Source organism: Rheinheimera oceanensis (genome assembly GCF_018831085.1).
Classification (GTDB): domain Bacteria; phylum Pseudomonadota; class Gammaproteobacteria; order Enterobacterales; family Alteromonadaceae; genus Alishewanella; species Alishewanella oceanensis.
The window spans coordinates 223,729-242,204 of the sequence record NZ_JAGPNM010000004.1; the positions used below are offsets into that span (position 1 = coordinate 223,729).

Genomic DNA, 18,476 nt, shown 5'->3' on the forward strand with positions numbered 1-18,476 from the left:
AGCACAGTAGCTTAAATAAAGCCAGCGTAGCTGGGCTACCAGAAAAAAGCCGTGAGGTATAAATGACAGTTAAGTTTTCTCCTATTTTGATATATAGCATGCTTTTAGCCAGCCCGGTGCTGGCTGACCAACCAGCGTTACCGCTGTGGGAAGCCGGTTTAATTGGTATTAATGTCAATCAGTTGGCATATCCGGGTTCAGATCAGCTGGTTCGGCGCAACTTTGTATTGCCGTATTTGATTTATCGCGGCGATATATTGCGCGCAGACCGTAACAATGTAGGCTTGCGTGCATTTAAAACCGACTCTCTTGAGCTGGATATGGGCTTTGCCGGCTCGCTGGGCTCGTCCGATGATGATATTACCGTACGTGAAGGTATGGACGACTTAGGCATTTTAGTAGAAGCCGGGCCACGGCTGCGCTGGACGTTAAGCGAAGATTTTTTTGGTGCCAGAGTACGGGCAGATTTTCCGCTGCGGGCGGTGTTTGATCTGGACGACAGCCTGCGATACAGCGGTGTGAGCTTTGAACCAGGGCTAAATGCCGATCTTATCACCGCAGCACAAACGTTTTACTCTTTTGGCGTAAGCGCACTGTTTGGCAATGAAAGATTAAACGATTATTTTTATCAGGTATCAGAAGCTGATGTTACTGCGCTGCGGCCATTTTACGATGCGCAAGCCGGTTTAATTGCCCTCAGAGGCTCGGCCAGTTTTGGTAAAAAGTTTTCTGATAAATGGCGCGGTTTCGGTTTTGCCCGCTATGAATGGACGCAAGGCGCTAAAAATGCTAACAGCCCGCTGCTGGTGCAAACGGGAGGCTGGTCGTTTGGTGTTGGTATTACCTATATTTGGGCAGAATCGGCACGTAAAGTAACAGATTAAACAGATCCTAAGCGGCCTGCCGGTATTCAGCAGGCCATCAGCCTATGATCAGAGATATCAGAGATTAAACTGAGCGAAATCTTCGCTGCTGTGGCGCTCTGGCAACAGCGGGCCATCGCCAAAGTTACGGTTAACAATATAACCGCGTTTAACAGCAGGGCGCTCATCAATCTGTTTTGCCCAGCGCATCAGGTGTTTATAGCTTTGGGTATCTAAAAATTCTGCGGCATTATAAGCCCGGTTTAGTGCTATGCCGCCGTACCAGGGCCATATTGCCATGTCAGCAACGCTGTATTCATTACCCGCGACAAATTCATGCTGTGCCAGCTGTTTGTCCAGTACATCTAACTGGCGTTTGGTTTCCATCGCATAGCGATTTATAGGGTACTCGTATTTTTCTGGTGCATAAGCATAAAAATGGCCAAAACCGCCACCGACAAAAGGCGCACTGCCCATTTGCCAGAATAGCCAGTTCAGCACCTCAGTGCGCCTGGCGATGTCTTTCGGTAAAAAAGCACCAAATTTCTCTGCCAGGTACAGCAAAATAGAGCCTGATTCAAACACCCGCACACCGTTAGTGGTATCCAGTAATGCCGGAATTTTTGAATTAGGATTTACGCCAACAAAACCGCTGCCAAACTGGTCGCCATCTTTAATACTGATAAGCCAGGCATCATATTCAGCGCCGCTGTGGCCAGCGGCCAACAGCTCTTCGAGCATAATGTTTACTTTAACGCCGTTTGGGGTGGCCAGTGAGTATAGTTGCAAAGGGTGTTTACCTTTGGGCAACGCTTTATCGTGGGTAGCACCGGAAACAGGGCGGTTAATACTGGCAAACTGGCCGCCATTTTCTGCGTTCCACTGCCAGACTTTGGGTGGGGTATACTGTTGGCTCATCATGTCTCCTTAAGCTGGATGGGTAAAATAGTTTTACAACGAACAGGCTTACACAAGATATAGTTACGCAGGTAAAACATCTCAAGGGGCTGATAGACAACATGCATACCACTTTATTCTACCTGATAACCAAACCGACTAATCGTTATGCAGCTTAAATGGCTTAGTTCATTAACTCAGGTAACCGCACAGCAGTGGGATGCGTTGTTTATCAATGATAAACCGCACGCTTACCCTTTTTGCCGGCATGCTTTTTTACTGGCGCTGGAGCAGGGCGATAGTGTAGATAGTGCCAACCGCACCAGTAAGCATAACAGCGGCTGGTATAGCCAACATTTGACATTATGGCAGGACAACATTTTGCTGGCTGCAGTACCCGGCTATATTAAAAGCCACTCCTATGGCGAATACCTGTTCGACTGGCAAATTGCTGAAGTGTACCGGCAGCACAAACTGGCTTATTATCCGAAATGGATAGCAGCTATTCCCTTTACACCGGCAACAGGGCCCAGGCTTGGCCTGCTAAATGCTGATCTTGCTGAAAGCCTGATGCCACTGGTTTGTGCAGCAATTAAGCAGCGAGTAGCCGCTAACGACTTTTGCAGCGCGCAATGGCTATATACCACAGCACAGTTACAACACAAGCTGACAGAACAGGGCTTTTTAGCGCGACATGACGTGCAGTTTTTATGGCAAAACAGCGGTTATAACCAATTTGATGATTTCTTACAGCAGCTTAACGCCCGTAAGCGCAAGCAGATCCGTCATGAGCGTAACCAAACCAACGGTTTTAGCATTAAAACGCTGCATGGCAATGAGCTTAGTGCTGCACACTGGCAGGCGGTTATTCGTTGCTATCAGGCGACCTACTTAAAACGCTCCGGCCATCATGGCTATATCAGCCCGCAAAGCTTTATTGCTTTGGCTGAAACCATGGCCGATAGCATAGTAGTATTTGCGGCTTTTAGCGGTGAAACAGAACAAGACATTATTGCCGCTGCTCTGTGTTTTAAAAGCGCAGATACTCTGTACGGCCGATATTGGGGCACACTTGTTGATGCCGAGCATTTGCATTTTGAACTGTGTTATTACCAGGGTATTGAGTATTGCATTAAGTATGGCCTGAGCTACTTTGATGCCGGCGCTCAGGGCGAGCATAAGCTTAAGCGCGGCTTTGAACCGGTAATGCGCAATGGCAGTTACCTGTTTGCTGACACGCCGTTAAGTGGCGCGATAACAGCATATTTTCAGCAGGAAACTGAACACCTTAAAGCCTATAGTGCGGCAGCAATGCAGGCTTTACCCTATAAAAAGCTAAGCGCCAGTTCGGAAAAACTGCAGTAAACGGTTATTTGCCGGCATACTGTGATCGTGCTGTAGGGTAAAACCGGCGGCAGCGGCCAAAGCAACAACCGCAGCTACATCGCGGATACCCATCGCCGGATCGCGGCTTTTAAGTGACAGATCAAAGGCTTTATTACTATCACTGGTAAAGCGGCCGTTATAGTTAAAAGGGCCGTAAATACAAAGCGTTGCTTGCTGTGTAGTTAAAGCGGTTAAGCGGCTGAAAAACTGCTTAACCACAGGCCACGGCATAATATGCAGCGTATTGGCGCTAAATAGTGCGTCAAACTGCTGCTCTGGCAATGCATCGGTACTGATGTCCAGTTGCAATGGCAAGGGCAGGTTGGGCAAGGCTACGCGGCGCAGCCTCTCGGTTAAATCAGGCAAATACATCGCCTGATCCGACGCCTGCCAGCACAAATGTGGCAAAGCACCAGCAAAATGCACCGCATGCTGGCCGGTACCGCTGCCTACTTCCAGCACCTTACTGCAATTGGCAAACGCCTGTTGCAGCACCGCTAAAATAGGCGCTTTGTTATTTTCACAAGCCTGGGAGAAGGGCAGATCGCTTTGCATCGCTAAGCTACCTGCTAGAAATTCAGTGAGATACCAGTACCCAGCAAAGAAGCATCACTATCAAACTGGTAGTTAATGTATAAATCTATCATTGGCGTAACGCGATAACGCGCCGAGATATCGCCAAAAGTACTGCTGTCACTGCCTGAGCTGTCGTTATAACGCAGCGCTGCTGACAGTTCCAGATTGTGGATCACAAGATAACGAAAACCAGCACTGGCCTGAAAACCGTTAAACGTTTGTTTTTCAAAATTAACCACTCCCATTTCTGAGCGCACATAGCCAGCTTCAATAAAAGAATCGATGTTCTTAGTCACTGCCTGGCGCAGGCCCAAACCTACTACTAATTCAGACGCTTCCAGCTCAAGCCCCACAATATCATCAAGGACAATATCACCTGATACATCATAGTAAGAAGCATGTAGGTACAAGTTATCAGACAATAGATAACGGGCGTTTAGCTGATAACCATCAAGATCAATGTCGTCAGGGCTTATATTTTTAATCGTTGCTTTGGCATAACCAGCACCTATGTAATTCCAGTTAATATCAGACTTCGTTGCCTGCTTCCAGCCAGTGTTTGGCGTATTGGCTTGTGTAGTAAAAGCAGAGCAGCCTAAAGCAGTAAGTGCCAGGCCAGCAATAATTGACTTCATAAAACCTCTGTTGTGATCTAAGGGAAATAAACGCAAACAGAGTAGCATCTTTGCAGCAAATAAGTGAAATTATTCAATAAAGTATTGTAGTATCAACATTAAGCAACAAGCCTGATGATCTGAAGTTTATCTGTATAAGAGATTTGCCATGACAGAACAATCCGAAGATGACATTGACGAAGTTAGAGACATCTTTGGTTAATAAACTTGTAAAAAATAAAACACCTTTACAACCAGATAAGCCAATAAATAAAGACACAAAAAACAATAAACAGTAGCCAACGCTCAAATTTGCTAGGTTCATGCTGTGGTCTATCAGTTGAATTAGTATTTTGTGAAGAGTTTTTTATCAAGTATGAACTTGATGATAAACCAGTGCCTTTAATGCTGGCGGTGGCTTTAAGTCCTTTTCGGCTGCCGTTCAAAGTCAGACCTTTACCACCTACAGAAATACTTGAGATACCAGATTTGCCAAGATTCAGCTTAACACCTTTAGCTAATTTGATACTGCGTCTTCTTTTAAACATAACAGTCCTTCGGTTTAAAGTATTTCTTCAGTGAAGTCTTTAACCAGCCTATTAAGATAATCAGCAGTATGCAACAACATTTTGTATTTTGTGCCGCTGGTGATGTCTTTTAGCTTTTCCCCAGCTGCTTGGCTGACTGTTCTGCTGTCCACTTATAGCGCCAGACCATAGCAAGTAGGTGAGGGTGGTTGCCGTTAATGCTTAAAATATGTTAAATACTTGCGCTGTTAGCTGACTGCGAGTTATGTTCTACGCGAATTAACAACAACTCACAAGCTCCAAGGACGTGCTAATGTCGATTTTTCTGTATGCAATTGAAGTGTTTAACTCAGTTTTCAACATTAACAGGTATTTAGTTTGGAACAGCTAACATCAGACTTAGTTAACACACATTGGCTAATTGCTGCGGTAGTTATCAGCATTTCATTGGTATCAGGGCTGATTAAAGTTATCAGAGCCGTCATTGATACTCACGACGAACTGTATTTAAAACGTGATCTAAAACGGCTTGCCGAAGTTAAAGCCAATATTTCTGTAGGTTCAAAGGTCGCGGAGTATATTGATAAACGCATTGAAGAAGAAGCTTTTGTGTTGGCATCTGGCATTCGAGCGTCAATCGAAGATGCAGACATGCTGCGGGAGTTATATTTGAAAAACTTTCTCACCAGTAGACAGTTAAAGCGCATTGCAAAGTACGTCAAACCAGTAAACGGCAAAATTGCCATTGAATTTGGCTGGTTTGATAAGAGCCAAACGTTTTATTCTTTTTGGGCGTCGATAATTTTATTCATTTTGGGCTTCAGTGGTATCGTGCCGCTAATAGCAGAACCAAGCTTGCTTCATGCTTTGTTTGCTATAACAATGTTTGGCGTGGCGCTATCACTTATCTGGTTTGTTGGTTCAGACTTTCAGCGGTATAAAACCTTATACTTTGTCTGGTGCAGGCTGAAAACAGAAAACCAGCTTGCAAACCCTGATGCAGAAGTTAAGACGAAGGGGGTTTATACACCAACTTATCAATTAGTGGATGAGGTTGGTAGTAACACAGATAAATAGAAACCACGTAAAAGGCTAGCATGCTTTATTGGTTATAATTATCAATTTAACATAATATACATTATGGGATATAAAGCCATAGTTGGTAAAGCACCTATTGAAACCATAAAATCCGTGCATCGCTTCTCATTACCTTCATTATGCTTCCAATAAGCTTTCTATTTTAACTCAACGCTGTAAAATGCTGTCATTCTGTATTTCTGTTCAGGTTTATCTATGGCAATTACCATTCGTCCTAATGACGAACAACTGGCTATTTTAGCCAAAGCGCAGCGTATGACAGCCGAGCTTACTTACTCTAAAGCTATCTTTAAAGGCCTTGCTGAATATGTGCAGCTGAAAAAAGACTTTGATGAGCTGGAAAAAAAGCATAACGCACTACTAAATGCGCATGCCGAGCTAAAAGACACCGTAACCATGTATGTTATGTCGAAAACCAAGCTGGAACGCATGCTGCAAAATGACGCCAAAGCTCAGGATTAACTGCGTTAATCAGCTACGGGTTTAATACCCACCTGAGTTGCTTCGCCGGCGTCATTAACCTGGCGAACGGTTAATAACAATTTATCCAGCTGTACCTGGTCACCAATAACTACCCGACGGTGAAAACGTTGTGTGATATAGCCAGCCAGGGTTTGCTGCGGATCCTGATCTGCAAAGTTTATCGTGTAAAACGCATCTAAATCACTAAGGCTGATGCTGCCATTAAGCACAAAATCACCAAAGAAGCTGCTTTGGTTTAGTACTGACTTCTCTGCATCTTTGGCCAGAACTTCGCTTATTTGCCGGGCATGTTTAAGTTTGGTTAGCACCATTATGGTGTCTTTGGCATTAAATACCGGCTTCTTCTCCGGTAATATCCATTCGCCATTGCGCACTACACCTAAAAATTGCACTGGTTGTTTAAACTGTAAATCTGGCCAACTTGAAGCGAGTACCGGCGAGTTGTCTGTTACTTTAAATGCCAGCACTTCCATTACGTCATTACTGGGTACTGCATCCAGTGGCATCACTTGATCTGGTGTCAGCTCGGCAGGCACTTCAAGTTTTAACCAGCGGGCTATTGGCACTATGCTCCAGCCTTGCACTACTAACGATACGATAACCACAACAAAGGCAACGTCAAAATACAAATGCTCATCCGGCATGCCAGCTAACCAGGGAAATAATGCTAAAATAATTGGCACTGCACCGCGTAGCCCAACCCAGCTGATAAAGAGCTGATCGCGTGCCGGGAAACGAAATGGTATTAAACTGAAAAATACGGCTACCGGCCGGGCTATAAAAATCAGCACTGCCGCCAATAATAACGCCGGTACCAGATGATTCATTAAGTTGCTGGGTACAACCAGTAAGCCTAACATCAAAAACATACCAATTTGACTGATCCAGGCTAAACCATCGTGCATCCGCAAAATATGAATAATCTGCGGCAAGCGCGCATTACCGACAAGATAACCCATCAAATACACTGCTAAAAAACCGCTACCGCCAAAAGAGTTGGTTGCCGCATAAATGAAGATACAGCTGGCTACTGCCAATAAAGGGAAAAAAGCAAAGCTGAGGGGTAATTTACGGCATAAAAAAACAAATACCCGCCCTGCCGTATAGCCCATAACGCCCCCTACTACAGCTTGCTGTAAAAAGGTTGCTCCAACGTCCCAGCTTAAAGTATTGCCTTCAGCTAATACTCCTACTAAGGTCAGCGTTAGAATAACTGCCATAGGATCATTACTGCCTGATTCTATTTCCAGCGTTGATGCCACGCGATCTTTAATCCGCAACCCTTGTGACTGGAAAATAGAAAATACCGCAGCAGCATCTGTCGAACTTAAAATAGCCCCAAGCAGCAAGCCTTGCAGCAACGTCAGGTTAAGCAAATATGCTGCAGCAATGCCTACAATGCAACAGGTAAGCACTACGCCAACAGTGGCCAGCATTGATGCCGGTGCAAGAGCCACACGAAAGCGCTCCGGATGGGTGCGCATACCACCGTCAAACAGAATAATAACTAAGGCTATAGAGCCAATTAGAAATGCTACCTGCGGATTATCGAACTTAATGCCAACCAGGCCTTGTTCGCCTGCCAACATGCCAATTATAAGAAATACCAGTAGCATCGGCGCGCCAAGGCGAGCTGAAATAAGAGTAGCGATGATACTGATAACAAAAAGAAAACCGCCAATTAATATCGCGAGGTTTATACCATCCATTCTAACCTCCGGATAAATTAAGCGTTTGATATCTCCTGAACTATAGCATTCAGTGCTTGCAGTGGTTGTACTGCCTTAGTGATTGGGCGTCCGATCACCATGTAATCAACGCCAGCAGTCAGCGCCTGTGCGGGTGTCATTACACGTTTTTGGTCGTCCTGGCTGCTGCTGGCCGGGCGAATACCTGGCGTAACCAAACAAAACTGTTTGCCAAATTGTTGTTTTAACAATGCGGCCTCTTGCGCTGAACACACAACACCATCCAAACCAGCCCCATGCGCCAAAGTAGCAAGTTTCAGTACCTGTTGCTCGGGTGTTTGGTTAATACCTAACTCTGTTAAATCGCTTTGCTCCATACTGGTTAACACAGTAACAGCTATAAGATAAGGCTTGTCAGCGCCATAAGTTATCAGTGCCTCACGCGCTGCATTCATCATTTTACTGCCGCCACTGGCATGCACATTTACCATCCACACACCTAAATCAGCGGCCGCTTTTACTGCCTTAGCTACGGTATTGGGTATATCGTGAAATTTCAAATCCAGAAACACATCAAAATGGCGTTGCTGCAGTTGTTGTACAAACTGTGGGCCAAAGTAAGTAAACATTTCTTTGCCGATTTTCAGCCGGCACAGCGTTGGGTCTAACTGACTAACTAAGTTTAGTGCTTCTGCTTTTTGTTCAAAATCAAGAGCTACCACCACAGGGGTCTTACAGGACATGCTTTTTCCTTTCACTAACGACCGTCAATACCGCTGATAGGCTCTACAGTTTCCCACTGCTGACAAGACGGACACAACCAATAATGTTTACGGGTTTTAAAGCCACAGTTACGGCAACTGTATAACGATTTTTTATCCAGATAGGCGTTCACAAGCTCTTCTACAGACGATAAAGCTTCAGCAGCCGGTGCCGATTGCTGTTGCCGGATCTGCAGTAATTTTTGAAACAACCGGATACTGGGTTGCTGCTTTAATTTATCCAGCAAAAATTGCTCAGCTGCAGTGGCTGAACCATGCTCAGCCAACCAGCTGGCAAGCAGCACTACGGCACTGATATTGTGCTGTTTGTTTGCTAACTGACTTAATAGCTGATACCACTCTTCATCGGTAAGCGCACACTGTTGTAACAAAGGCAGGATATCAGCACTCCATTGCGGCCTGTGTTCAACAATATATAACAAGGCTGATTTGGCCAGCGCAGTATGCTGCTCTGCCAGTGCCCGCTTAGCAAGTTCATATTTAGGCCGCACCGCAGCCGGGTAACGTGAAGCTAACTCCAGCAGTGGCTCGGTGCTGTGTTCGCTCTGTTGTTTCAGCGCTTCAATTTGCATATTGGCCTGAGCAATACGCAAAGTGCTTGATTCAGTGCTGTCTACCACAGCGTTATATTGCTTAGCTTTATGCCACTCGTGAGTGGCAATAAAAATACTAAAAAGTTGCTTTAGTGCCGCTTCTCCAAGTACCGGTGACTTAACCAGGTTAACCAGTAATTTTTCAGCTCTGTCATACAAGCCGGCAGAAAAATAATCTTTGGCCAGTTCAAACTGAATTTGCTGCGCCTGCGGTTTTGGCAATTTAAGCTGGTGTAGTTTTTCGTGAATACGAATAGCTTTATCCCAGTCGCCTTTACGGCGAAACAGATTCGCCAGCGCCAGATAGGTTTCAATGGTTGCAGCTTCTATATCAAGCAGCTCTAATAATTGCTCAATAGCTTTATCTTCCTGATCGGTTAATAAGAAATTTAAACCGGAAGATAAATTGCGGGTAATGTTGGCACGGCCTTTAAGTTCTTTATGCGTAACGCTGTTGCGCCCCATAAACCAGCCATAGGCTGCAGCTACCGGCAATAACAAAAACAGCAGCTCTAACATAGGCTAGCTGTTTTCCGTTGATTTGCGCAGCCAACCCTTTGCTTTACGTTGCAGTGAATACAGCAGGGCTATCATCAGGCCAAGCAAGATGCCCAGCAGCAGGAAAATCAGCGCAATATCAACAACTCTCAGGCGTGCGCTGACAACAAGAAGATTTAAATCAGCAAGCTGCTGATTAATAGAACCAAACAGCACCCCTACTACAATCAGGGCTACTATTACTGCGATATAAAGTAGTCTGCGCAAGGGAAACTCCGTTTACGCCTGCAAACTCAATAAATTGAGACTCAGGTGTTGTCTTTTACCCGGTCACGTAATTCTTTACCAGGTTTGAAGTGTGGTACATGTTTACCGTCAAGTTCAACCTTGTCACCGGTTTTAGGGTTACGCCCTACACGCGGTGCACGGTAATGCAGTGAAAAACTACCAAAACCACGAATTTCAATGCGTTCGTTAGCGGCTAATGATTGCGCCATCTGCTCGAGGATTTCTTTAACTGAAGCTTCAACATCCTTGACCTGAATATGCGGGAAATCAGTAGCTAATTTTTCAATTAATTCAGACTTGGTCATAGCCCCTCCGGCAAACCTGATTTTGGATAAAGCAGGAGGCTTAAGCCCCCTGCTTCGTTAGCAATTAATCCTGCTTCTGAGCAGCTTTAAATGCTTCGGCCATAGCGTTACCACCAAAATCAGCTTCTTGTTGCTTGCTGTTGACAGTATCCATAGCTTCTTTTTCTTCAGCTTCAAATTTAGCTTTGATTGACAGGCTGATTACGCGGTTCTTGCGGTCAACACCCATTAAACGAGCTTCAATTTCTTCGCCAACTTTCAGCACTGTAGTGGCATCTTCAATACGCTCACGCGCGATATCAGATACACGAACATAACCTTCTACTGCACCTTCTAACATCACAGTAGCGCCTTTAGCGTCAACGGCAGTTACTTCACCTTTAACGATAGCACCTTTTTTGTTGTCAGCAAGGTAGCCGTTGAACGGGTCTTCGTCCAGTTGCTTGATACCTAAAGAGATACGCTCACGCTCTGGGTCAACTTGTAACACAACTGCGTGTACTTCGTCGCCTTTCTTAAAGTCACGTACCGCTTCTTCGCCAGTAGCGTTCCAGCTGATGTCTGATAAGTGAACCAGACCGTCGATGCCGCCATCTAAACCGATGAAGATACCGAAGTCAGTGATTGACTTGATCTTACCGCTTACGCGATCACCCTTGTTGAAGCCCTTAGCGAACTCTTCCCATGGGTTAGCTTTACATTGTTTCAGGCCTAAAGAAATACGACGACGTTCTTCATCAATTTCCAGCACCATAACTTCCACTGAATCACCTAAGTTAACCACTTTAGATGGGTGGATGTTTTTGTTAGTCCAGTCCATTTCTGAAACGTGTACTAAGCCTTCTACGCCTTCTTCGATTTCTACGAAGCAGCCGTAATCAGTCAGGTTAGTTACACGGCCAGTGATGCGGGCACCTTCCGGGTAACGTGATGCGATAGCAGCCCATGGATCTTCACCCATTTGCTTCAGGCCTAAAGATACACGTTGCTTCTCGCGGTCGAATTTCAGTACTTTTACCGGAATTTCGTCGCCAACATTAACGATTTCGCTTGGGTGCTTAACGCGCTTCCATGCCATATCAGTGATATGCAGTAAGCCGTCTACGCCACCTAAGTCTACGAACGCACCGTAGTCAGTCAGGTTCTTAACGATACCTTTAACTTCCATGCCCTCTTCCAGTGTTTCTAACAGCTGGTCACGTTCATGGCTGCTTTCTGATTCAATAACGGCACGACGTGATACCACCACGTTGTTACGCTTCTGATCCAGTTTGATAACTTTGAACTCAAGTTCTTTGTTTTCCAGGTGCAGAGTGTCACGCACCGGACGTACGTCTACTAATGAACCAGGCAGGAATGCACGAATGCTGTCAACTTCAACTGTGAAACCACCTTTAACTTTACCAGTGATAACACCGATAACAGTTTCTTTGTCTTCACAGGCTTTTTCCAGACGTACCCAGGCTTCGTGGCGTTTAGCTTTCTCACGAGACAGCTGAGTTTCACCGAAACCATCTTCAATAGCGTCTAACGCTACATCGATGATGTCGCCAACGCTTACTTCGATTTCGCCGTTCAGAGATTTGAACTGCTCAACCGGGATAGCGGCTTCTGATTTCAGACCTGCGTCAACCATAACAACATCTTTCAGAACAGCAACAACTGTTCCTTTGATGATAGAGCCAAGGCGTGTTTCAGATTTGAAGCTTTCTTCAAGTAGTTGTGCAAAATTTTCAGTCATAGTCACTTTTTCAGTTAAGTGCTCCACGCCGCGTCGTGCGTTGTGGGGTTGCTAAATTTACCTGTTTAAATCCATTTAACAGGCTGTCCAAAATGTGGTTTTGGCCTGGTTCACACTAAGCCCGGTATTTTCATACCTGCGTAGTTCAGTACCTCTTCCAACACTTGTTCAATAGTTTTATTGGTCGAATCCAGCATATAGGCGTCAGCAGCTGGTTTTAGCGGTGCTGTAGCGCGGTTCATATCGCGCTCGTCTCTTGCCTGGATTTCGCTCAAAAGGTCGCCGATGTTAACATCAAAGCCCTTTTCTTTCAACTCTAAATAGCGCCGCCTGGCGCGCTCTTCCGGGGTAGCTGTTAAATATATTTTAACTGCGGCTTGCGGAAATACCACAGTACCCATATCACGGCCGTCTGCTACTAAACCCGGCTCTTCAGCAAAGGCACGCTGCCGGCGTAGCAATGCTTCTCTTACTCGCGGCAATGAAGCAATTTTTGATGCTAAATCAGCAACTTCTTGTGTACGTATAGTATGCGACACATTTTCGCCTTCGAGGGTTATACGGATATTGCCGTGCTCATCGCTGTTAAACTGCACATCCAGATGTGCCGCCAACGGCTGTAAGGCTTCCTCATCATCACAAACAATCTGATGATGCATAGCTGCCAAAGCCAGCACGCGGTAAATAGCGCCACTGTCGAGTAATTGCCAGCCTAAACGCTGGGCCAGTAAACGGCAAATGGTACCTTTACCGGAACCGCCGGGGCCATCGATGGTAATTACTGCTGCAGAATGTGGCATCCTACCCCCTTCAAACTACTGGTTAATCGGATTTAAAAACGGCGGTATTATACAGCTTTTTGCGACAAAATCTGTGTTTAATTGCGCTAAAGCGGAGGAAAGACGCGCAGTCAGAAGGCTACGCGTCTGGATGTTTTTAGTTATTTAGCCAGCCAGTTGGGCAAATAAACTGAAGTAATTCGGAAAGGTTTTAGCGGTGCAATCCGGATCTTCAATGGTTACCGGGGTATCGCTCAGAGCAACCAGTGAAAAACACATCGCCATACGGTGGTCATTGTAGGTAGCAATACTGGCATGCCTAAGCGTGGCTGGTGGCGTCACTTTAATATAATCGTGGCCTTCTTCTACCTCTGCGCCCACTTTTCTAAGTTCAGTCGCCATCGCTGCCAGGCGGTCAGTTTCTTTTACCCGCCAGTTATACACATTACGGATAACGGTTTGGCCTTTGGCAAATAGCGCTGTTGTAGCAATAGTCATGGCAGCATCAGGTATGGCGTTATAATCACGGTCTATACCGTTAAGCTCATTACGCGTAACCATAATATAGTCATCGCCCCACTCAACACTGGCTCCCATGGCTTCCAGTGCGTCGGCGAAGTGAATATCACCTTGTACTGCGTGTTTGCCAATGCCGGTCACTTTTATGCTGCCGCCTTTAATGGCCGCAGCCGCCAAAAAGTAAGATGCTGATGACGCATCGCCCTCAACCAGCCATTGGCCGGGCGAGCGGTACACCTGCTTACCACTGATGCTGAAACGTTTGTAGTCATGGTTTTGCACGCTAACGCCAAAACGCTGCATCAATGCCAGGGTAATATCAATATATGGCTTGGATACCAGCTCACCGATGATGTCTATTTCACTGTCACCATTTAATAGCGGTGCTACCATCAGTACTGCGGTTAAAAACTGACTGGAGATACTGCCGTCGATCTGCATTTTCCCGCCGGATAACGCTTTACCTTTGATCTGCAGCGGTGGAAAGTCTGCAGTGCCAAGATAGCGGATATCGGCCTGCCATTGGTTAAGCGCATCCACTAAATGGCCTATTGGCCGCTCGTACATACGTGGCTCGCCGGTAAGCGTGACATCTACATCCGATGCTGCCAGAGCTGCGGTTAGCGGCCGCATTGCTGTACCTGCATTGCCAAGGAACAGAGTTAGTGCATGCGGGTGTTTGAATAGACCGCCAATCCCCTGTACCTTGCATTCGGTGCGACAGGCAGACAGCGTATAATTGATACCCAGTGCCGTTAAGGCATTAAGCATATGCTTAATATCATCACTATCGAGTAAATTGGTGATCTGTGTCGTGCCTTCTGCCAGTGCAGCCAGCAGCAATACCCGGTTCGAAATACTTTTTGAGCCCGGCAAATGCACTTCGCCGTTCATTTTACTGATGGGGTTTAAGGTTAAAGTTTTCATCCGTGCACCCGCTCAAATTCCTGCATAAAACTCACCAAAGTTTGCACACCTTCCAGTGGCATAGCGTTATAAATACTGGCACGCATACCACCAACCATACGATGGCCTTTTAGTGCCAGTAAACCGTGAGTTTCTGCCTGATCAACAAATATATCGTTTAAGCGCTCATCACTTAAGAAAAACGGCACGTTCATCCACGACCTGTACGCTGGATCGACGTCATTGCTGTAAAAATCACTTCTATCAATATAATCATATAACAAGCTGGCTTTAGCTTGGTTACGCGTAGCCATTTCAGTCACACCACCCTGGCGTTTTAGCCATTTAAATACTAAGCCGGCCAGATACCAGGCAAAGGTAGGCGGAGTGTTAAACATGCTGTCGTTCTCTGCAGCTAAACGGTAATCCAGTACCGATGGAATAACCGCGTCTTTGCCAGGCAATAAGTCTTCGCGCACTATGGCCAGTGTCAAACCTGACGGGCCGATATTTTTCTGCGCACCGGCATAAATTACGCCGTAGCGGCTAACGTCAATTGGCCTGGATAAAATAGTCGAAGATAAATCAGCAACGATGGGGCTGTTGGTTTGCGGTAATGCAGTAAACTCGATGCCATCAACGGTTTCATTCGGGCAACAATGCACATAAGCTGCGCCTGTGGTTAACTGCCAGTCATCCGGTGCCGTAACGGTACGAATACCATTAGCGCTCTTTTGACGGATATCCTGTGCGTTGATATCACCGTATTTTACCGCTTCTTCTACCGCTGATTTAGACCATGCACCGGAGACAATATAATCTGCACATGAACCCGGGTTTAACAAATTAAGTGGCACAGCGGAAAACTGGCCGCGGCCGCCGCCATGCATAAACAGCACCTTATAATTTGGCGGAATATTAAGTAAATCGCGTAAATCCTGCTCGGCTTCTGCGGCGACACGGATAAACGGCTTGCTGCGATGGCTCATCTCCATTACGGAACAGCCATGTTGTTGCCAGTTAATAAATTCCTGTTGTGCCTGCTGCATTACCTCTACCGGCAACATTGCCGGGCCGGCACAAAAATTAAAGGTTGTCATTTTTACTGCTTACTCCTGATTTAGCGCGTCTATTCAACTGGCCTGGTAGTATTTGCTGCTGCCGGCTCAATGCCGATCTTGTTGTTTTAATTTTGCTACAGTTAAAAGCAAAACGAGCGCATAAGCGCCCGTTTTATCTGGGTGTTACTCTTCTTCATCCTGCGCTAACTGGGTGTCCGTCAACACAGTATTGGCGGCTTTCTCTGCCTCGGCAGCGGCTAACTCTTCCGCATCCTGAATTTCGTCTACTTTGGCTACACCAACTACTTTTTCATTTTCGGCAGTGCGGATCAGGATCACGCCCTGGGTATTACGCCCTACTTCCGATACTTCATTAACACGGGTACGTACCAGCGTGCCCTTGTTGGAAATCATCATAATTTCATCCAACTCGTTCACCTGTACCGCCCCTACCACCAGGCCATTACGCTCAGATACCTTAATGGATACCACGCCTTGTGTAGCACGGCTTTTCGCCGGATATTCTGTTAACGCAGTACGTTTACCGTAGCCGTTTTCTGTAACCGTAAGAATTGGGCCTTCGCCGTTTGGAATAATTAACGACACGACAGACCCACCTTCACGCAGTTTAATACCACGTACACCGGTAGCGGTACGGCCCATGCCACGCACCTGGTCTTCGGTAAAGCGCACGACTTTACCATCATCAGAGAACAGCATAATCTCGCTGTTGCCATCAGTAATGCCCACACCGATTAAACGGTCTCCGTCGTTCAGGTTAACGGCAATAATGCCGTTTGAACGTGGCCGAGAGTATTCTACCAGTGAGGTTTTCTTCACCGTACCGTTGGCGGTAGCCATAAATACATACTTGTCGGCTTCGTACTCACGTACCGGCAAAATAGCGTTAATACGCTCGCCTTCTTCCAGCGGCAGTATGTTCACAATCGGTTTACCGCGGGCAGTTCGGCTGGCCAGCGGTAATTGATACACCTTCATCCAGTACAAACGACCACGGTTAGAGAAGCACAAAATAGTGTCATGGGTGCTGGCAACTAAGAGCTTATCAACAAAGTCTTCATCTTTTACCGTGGTGGCGGCTTTACCTTTACCTCCGCGGCGCTGAGCTTCGTAATCAGACAATGGCTGATACTTGGCATAGCCCAGGTGTGACAAGGTCACAACGACGTCTTCTTCGGTGATCAAGTCTTCCATATTGATATCCAGCATATTGTCCTGGATATCAGTGCGGCGTTTATCAGCATATTGCGCTTTAACCGCTTCGAGCTCTTCACAGATCACTTCCATTAAGCGCTCAGGGCTGGCCAGGATATGCAGTAACTCGGCAATAAGCTCTAACAGCTGCTTGTATTCATCAAGGATTTTCTCGTGCTCAAGCCCGGTCAGTTTGTGTAAACGTAGATCCAAAATGGCCTGTGCCTGTTGCTCGGTCAGGAAATACAAGCCATCACGAATACCGAAGTGCTCCTCTAACCACTCCGGACGCGCCGCATCTTGTCCGGCACGCTCTAACATGGCACTGACACCGCCTAACTGCCAGCCACGGTCAACTAAACGTAACTTGGCTTCAGATGGGCTGGGAGAGGTTTTAATCAGCTCGATAATATCGTCGATATTAGCCAGTGCTATGGCTAAGCCTTCAAGAATATGCGCGCGATCACGGGCTTTACGCAGGTCGTACACGGTACGACGGGTAACCACTTCACGGCGGTGCAGCACAAAGCACTTGAGCATTTCAATTAAGCTCAGCAGCTTAGGCTGCCCCTGATCCAAGGCAACCATATTAATACCAAACACGGTTTGCATTTGGGTGTTGGTATACAGCTGGTTCAGCATAACATCGGTTGACTCACCGCGTTTAAGCTCAATAACAATACGCATACCGTCTTTGTCAGACTCATCGCGTAGCGCTGAAATACCCTCAATACGCTTTTCTTTTACCAGCTCGGCTATTTTTTCAATTAAACGGGCTTTGTTCACCTGGTACGGAATTTCATTAACGATAATGGCTTCGCGGCCGGTTTTCTCGTCTGTTTCTACCACGGTTTTAGCGCGGATATACACCTTGCCACGGCCAGTGCGGTAGGCTTCTTCAATACCTTTGCGTCCGTTAATAATAGCGGCTGTAGGGAAATCCGGCCCCGGGATATATTGCATTAATTCGTGCAGTTCGATATCCGGGTTAGCAATTAAGGCTAAGCAGCCGTCGATAACTTCGGTTAAGTTATGCGGTGGAATATTGGTAGCCATGCCCACGGCGATACCGCTGGAGCCGTTAATCAGTAAATTTGGTAATTTGGTGGGCATTACCGCCGGAATTTGCTCGGTGCCGTCGTAGTTAGGTACAAAATCGACGGTTTCCTTGTCTAAATCGGCCAGCAGCTCGTGTGCAATACGCGCCATCCGTACTTCGGTATAACGCATTGCTGCCGCGGAGTCGCCGTCGATAGAACCGAAGTTACCCTGACCGTCTACCAGCATATAGCGCAGTGAAAATGGCTGCGCCATCCGCACTATAGTGTCATATACAGCACTATCACCGTGCGGGTGGTATTTACCGATAACATCACCTACCACGCGGGCAGATTTTTTATAGGCTTTGTTCCAGTCATTGCCCAGTTCCTTCATCGCGAACAGCACGCGGCGGTGTACCGGCTTTAAACCATCCCTTACGTCCGGTAAGGCGCGGCCAACAATGACGCTCATTGCGTAATCGAGGTACGAATTCTTTAATTCGTCTTCGATATTTATAGGAACTATTTCTCTGGCCAGATCTGTCATAAAACGCTAATTTCCCTTAAATCAGATAGATAACTCGCTTTTTTCGATGTTATAAAGCGCGAGACAACGC

19 protein-coding genes are annotated in these 18,476 nt (G+C 46.4%); 4 read left to right on the forward strand and 15 right to left on the reverse strand.

Annotated elements, in window-relative coordinates; all coding sequences use genetic code 11:
* Nucleotides 1-62: 62 nt before the first annotated feature.
* A complete protein-coding gene (locus J3B89_RS11160; protein ID WP_215397645.1) occupies nucleotides 63-884 on the forward strand; it encodes a MipA/OmpV family protein in 822 nt (273 codons plus the stop codon).
* 57 nt (nucleotides 885-941) lie between these two features.
* Here J3B89_RS11160 and yghU read toward each other — a convergent pair whose 3' ends face one another.
* Nucleotides 942-1,781 carry a glutathione-dependent disulfide-bond oxidoreductase gene (yghU, locus tag J3B89_RS11165; RefSeq protein ID WP_215397646.1) on the reverse strand — a complete coding sequence of 280 codons (840 nt, stop codon included), beginning with the start codon at nucleotides 1,779-1,781 and terminating at the stop codon, nucleotides 942-944.
* A gap of 147 nt (nucleotides 1,782-1,928) precedes the next feature.
* On the opposite strand from yghU, the gene J3B89_RS11170 reads away from it, so the two are divergent.
* Nucleotides 1,929-3,125, forward strand: a complete 1,197-nt coding sequence (locus tag J3B89_RS11170; RefSeq protein ID WP_215397647.1) for a GNAT family N-acetyltransferase — start codon at nucleotides 1,929-1,931, stop codon at nucleotides 3,123-3,125.
* Here J3B89_RS11170 and J3B89_RS11175 read toward each other — a convergent pair.
* The 4 genes from J3B89_RS11175 to J3B89_RS11190 all read right to left on the reverse strand — a co-directional run bounded on the left by J3B89_RS11175 (nucleotide 3,096) and on the right by J3B89_RS11190 (nucleotide 5,036).
* On the reverse strand, nucleotides 3,096-3,701 hold the full coding sequence (locus tag J3B89_RS11175; protein WP_215397648.1) for a DUF938 domain-containing protein: 606 nt from the start codon (nucleotides 3,699-3,701) through the stop codon (nucleotides 3,096-3,098). The two genes, J3B89_RS11170 and J3B89_RS11175, sit on opposite strands and share 30 nt — an antisense overlap.
* Nucleotides 3,702-3,715: 14 nt before the next feature.
* Nucleotides 3,716-4,357: a TonB-dependent receptor gene (locus tag J3B89_RS11180; protein WP_215397649.1), complete on the reverse strand. Its 642-nt coding sequence runs from the start codon at nucleotides 4,355-4,357 to the stop codon at nucleotides 3,716-3,718.
* Between the two features lie 227 nt (nucleotides 4,358-4,584).
* Nucleotides 4,585-4,884: a DUF4236 domain-containing protein gene (locus J3B89_RS11185; protein ID WP_215397650.1), complete on the reverse strand. Its 300-nt coding sequence runs from the start codon at nucleotides 4,882-4,884 to the stop codon at nucleotides 4,585-4,587.
* Nucleotides 4,885-4,898: 14 nt separating this feature from the next.
* Nucleotides 4,899-5,036 (reverse strand): hypothetical protein, encoded by a 138-nt coding sequence (locus J3B89_RS11190; RefSeq protein ID WP_215397651.1) that lies wholly within the window; start codon nucleotides 5,034-5,036, stop codon nucleotides 4,899-4,901.
* A gap of 205 nt (nucleotides 5,037-5,241) precedes the next feature.
* Between J3B89_RS11190 and J3B89_RS11195 the strand changes: the two genes are divergently transcribed.
* Nucleotides 5,242-5,940 carry a hypothetical protein gene (locus J3B89_RS11195; RefSeq protein ID WP_215397652.1) on the forward strand — a complete coding sequence of 233 codons (699 nt, stop codon included), beginning with the start codon at nucleotides 5,242-5,244 and terminating at the stop codon, nucleotides 5,938-5,940.
* 216 nt (nucleotides 5,941-6,156) lie between these two features.
* Nucleotides 6,157-6,423, forward strand: a complete 267-nt coding sequence (locus J3B89_RS11200; RefSeq protein WP_215397653.1) for a hypothetical protein — start codon at nucleotides 6,157-6,159, stop codon at nucleotides 6,421-6,423.
* 5 nt (nucleotides 6,424-6,428) lie between these two features.
* Here J3B89_RS11200 and J3B89_RS11205 read toward each other — a convergent pair whose 3' ends face one another.
* The 10 genes from J3B89_RS11205 to gyrA form a co-directional block, all read right to left on the reverse strand.
* Nucleotides 6,429-8,153, reverse strand: a complete 1,725-nt coding sequence (locus J3B89_RS11205) for a potassium/proton antiporter (protein ID WP_215397654.1) — start codon at nucleotides 8,151-8,153, stop codon at nucleotides 6,429-6,431.
* Between the two features lie 17 nt (nucleotides 8,154-8,170).
* The gene (gene pyrF / locus J3B89_RS11210) at nucleotides 8,171-8,875 is read right to left on the reverse strand and encodes an orotidine-5'-phosphate decarboxylase (protein ID WP_215397655.1); all 705 of its coding nucleotides are present in this window, start codon (nucleotides 8,873-8,875) and stop codon (nucleotides 8,171-8,173) included.
* 14 nt (nucleotides 8,876-8,889) lie between these two features.
* A complete protein-coding gene (locus J3B89_RS11215) occupies nucleotides 8,890-10,026 on the reverse strand; it encodes a tetratricopeptide repeat protein (RefSeq protein WP_215397656.1) in 1,137 nt (378 codons plus the stop codon).
* Between the two features lie 3 nt (nucleotides 10,027-10,029).
* Nucleotides 10,030-10,272: a DUF1049 domain-containing protein gene (locus tag J3B89_RS11220; RefSeq protein ID WP_215397657.1), complete on the reverse strand. Its 243-nt coding sequence runs from the start codon at nucleotides 10,270-10,272 to the stop codon at nucleotides 10,030-10,032.
* Nucleotides 10,273-10,313: 41 nt separating this feature from the next.
* Nucleotides 10,314-10,598 carry an integration host factor subunit beta gene (ihfB, locus tag J3B89_RS11225; RefSeq protein WP_068237962.1) on the reverse strand — a complete coding sequence of 95 codons (285 nt, stop codon included), beginning with the start codon at nucleotides 10,596-10,598 and terminating at the stop codon, nucleotides 10,314-10,316.
* A gap of 64 nt (nucleotides 10,599-10,662) precedes the next feature.
* The gene (rpsA, locus tag J3B89_RS11230; protein WP_092793925.1) at nucleotides 10,663-12,339 is read right to left on the reverse strand and encodes a 30S ribosomal protein S1; all 1,677 of its coding nucleotides are present in this window, start codon (nucleotides 12,337-12,339) and stop codon (nucleotides 10,663-10,665) included.
* Between the two features lie 110 nt (nucleotides 12,340-12,449).
* On the reverse strand, nucleotides 12,450-13,139 hold the full coding sequence (gene cmk / locus J3B89_RS11235; protein ID WP_215397658.1) for a (d)CMP kinase: 690 nt from the start codon (nucleotides 13,137-13,139) through the stop codon (nucleotides 12,450-12,452).
* A 144-nt stretch (nucleotides 13,140-13,283) separates the two neighbouring features.
* Nucleotides 13,284-14,564: a 3-phosphoshikimate 1-carboxyvinyltransferase gene (gene aroA / locus J3B89_RS11240; RefSeq protein WP_215397659.1), complete on the reverse strand. Its 1,281-nt coding sequence runs from the start codon at nucleotides 14,562-14,564 to the stop codon at nucleotides 13,284-13,286.
* Nucleotides 14,561-15,643: a 3-phosphoserine/phosphohydroxythreonine transaminase gene (serC, locus tag J3B89_RS11245; RefSeq protein WP_215397660.1), complete on the reverse strand. Its 1,083-nt coding sequence runs from the start codon at nucleotides 15,641-15,643 to the stop codon at nucleotides 14,561-14,563. The genes aroA and serC overlap by 4 nt, the downstream gene beginning before the upstream one ends.
* Nucleotides 15,644-15,787: 144 nt before the next feature.
* Complete coding sequence (gene gyrA / locus J3B89_RS11250) at nucleotides 15,788-18,406, reverse strand: DNA topoisomerase (ATP-hydrolyzing) subunit A (RefSeq protein WP_215397661.1); 2,619 nt, start codon at nucleotides 18,404-18,406, stop codon at nucleotides 15,788-15,790.
* Nucleotides 18,407-18,476 lie beyond the last annotated feature (70 nt).

What these genes read in the sequence shown, in the direction of transcription:
- J3B89_RS11160 (WP_215397645.1), top strand. Translation starts at nt 63, where the DNA reads ATGACAGTTAAGTTTTCTCCTATTTTGATATATAGCATGCTTTTAGCC.
- yghU (WP_215397646.1), bottom strand. Translation starts at nt 1,781, where the DNA reads ATGAGCCAACAGTATACCCCACCCAAAGTCTGGCAGTGGAACGCAGAA.
- J3B89_RS11170 (WP_215397647.1), top strand. Translation starts at nt 1,929, where the DNA reads ATGCAGCTTAAATGGCTTAGTTCATTAACTCAGGTAACCGCACAGCAG.
- J3B89_RS11175 (WP_215397648.1), bottom strand. Translation starts at nt 3,701, where the DNA reads ATGCAAAGCGATCTGCCCTTCTCCCAGGCTTGTGAAAATAACAAAGCG.
- J3B89_RS11180 (WP_215397649.1), bottom strand. Translation starts at nt 4,357, where the DNA reads ATGAAGTCAATTATTGCTGGCCTGGCACTTACTGCTTTAGGCTGCTCT.
- J3B89_RS11185 (WP_215397650.1), bottom strand. Translation starts at nt 4,884, where the DNA reads ATGTTTAAAAGAAGACGCAGTATCAAATTAGCTAAAGGTGTTAAGCTG.
- J3B89_RS11200 (WP_215397653.1), top strand. Translation starts at nt 6,157, where the DNA reads ATGGCAATTACCATTCGTCCTAATGACGAACAACTGGCTATTTTAGCC.
- J3B89_RS11205 (WP_215397654.1), bottom strand. Translation starts at nt 8,153, where the DNA reads ATGGATGGTATAAACCTCGCGATATTAATTGGCGGTTTTCTTTTTGTT.
- pyrF (WP_215397655.1), bottom strand. Translation starts at nt 8,875, where the DNA reads ATGTCCTGTAAGACCCCTGTGGTGGTAGCTCTTGATTTTGAACAAAAA.
- J3B89_RS11215 (WP_215397656.1), bottom strand. Translation starts at nt 10,026, where the DNA reads ATGTTAGAGCTGCTGTTTTTGTTATTGCCGGTAGCTGCAGCCTATGGC.
- ihfB (WP_068237962.1), bottom strand. Translation starts at nt 10,598, where the DNA reads ATGACCAAGTCTGAATTAATTGAAAAATTAGCTACTGATTTCCCGCAT.
- rpsA (WP_092793925.1), bottom strand. Translation starts at nt 12,339, where the DNA reads ATGACTGAAAATTTTGCACAACTACTTGAAGAAAGCTTCAAATCTGAA.
- cmk (WP_215397658.1), bottom strand. Translation starts at nt 13,139, where the DNA reads ATGCCACATTCTGCAGCAGTAATTACCATCGATGGCCCCGGCGGTTCC.
- aroA (WP_215397659.1), bottom strand. Translation starts at nt 14,564, where the DNA reads ATGAAAACTTTAACCTTAAACCCCATCAGTAAAATGAACGGCGAAGTG.
- serC (WP_215397660.1), bottom strand. Translation starts at nt 15,643, where the DNA reads ATGACAACCTTTAATTTTTGTGCCGGCCCGGCAATGTTGCCGGTAGAG.
- gyrA (WP_215397661.1), bottom strand. Translation starts at nt 18,406, where the DNA reads ATGACAGATCTGGCCAGAGAAATAGTTCCTATAAATATCGAAGACGAA.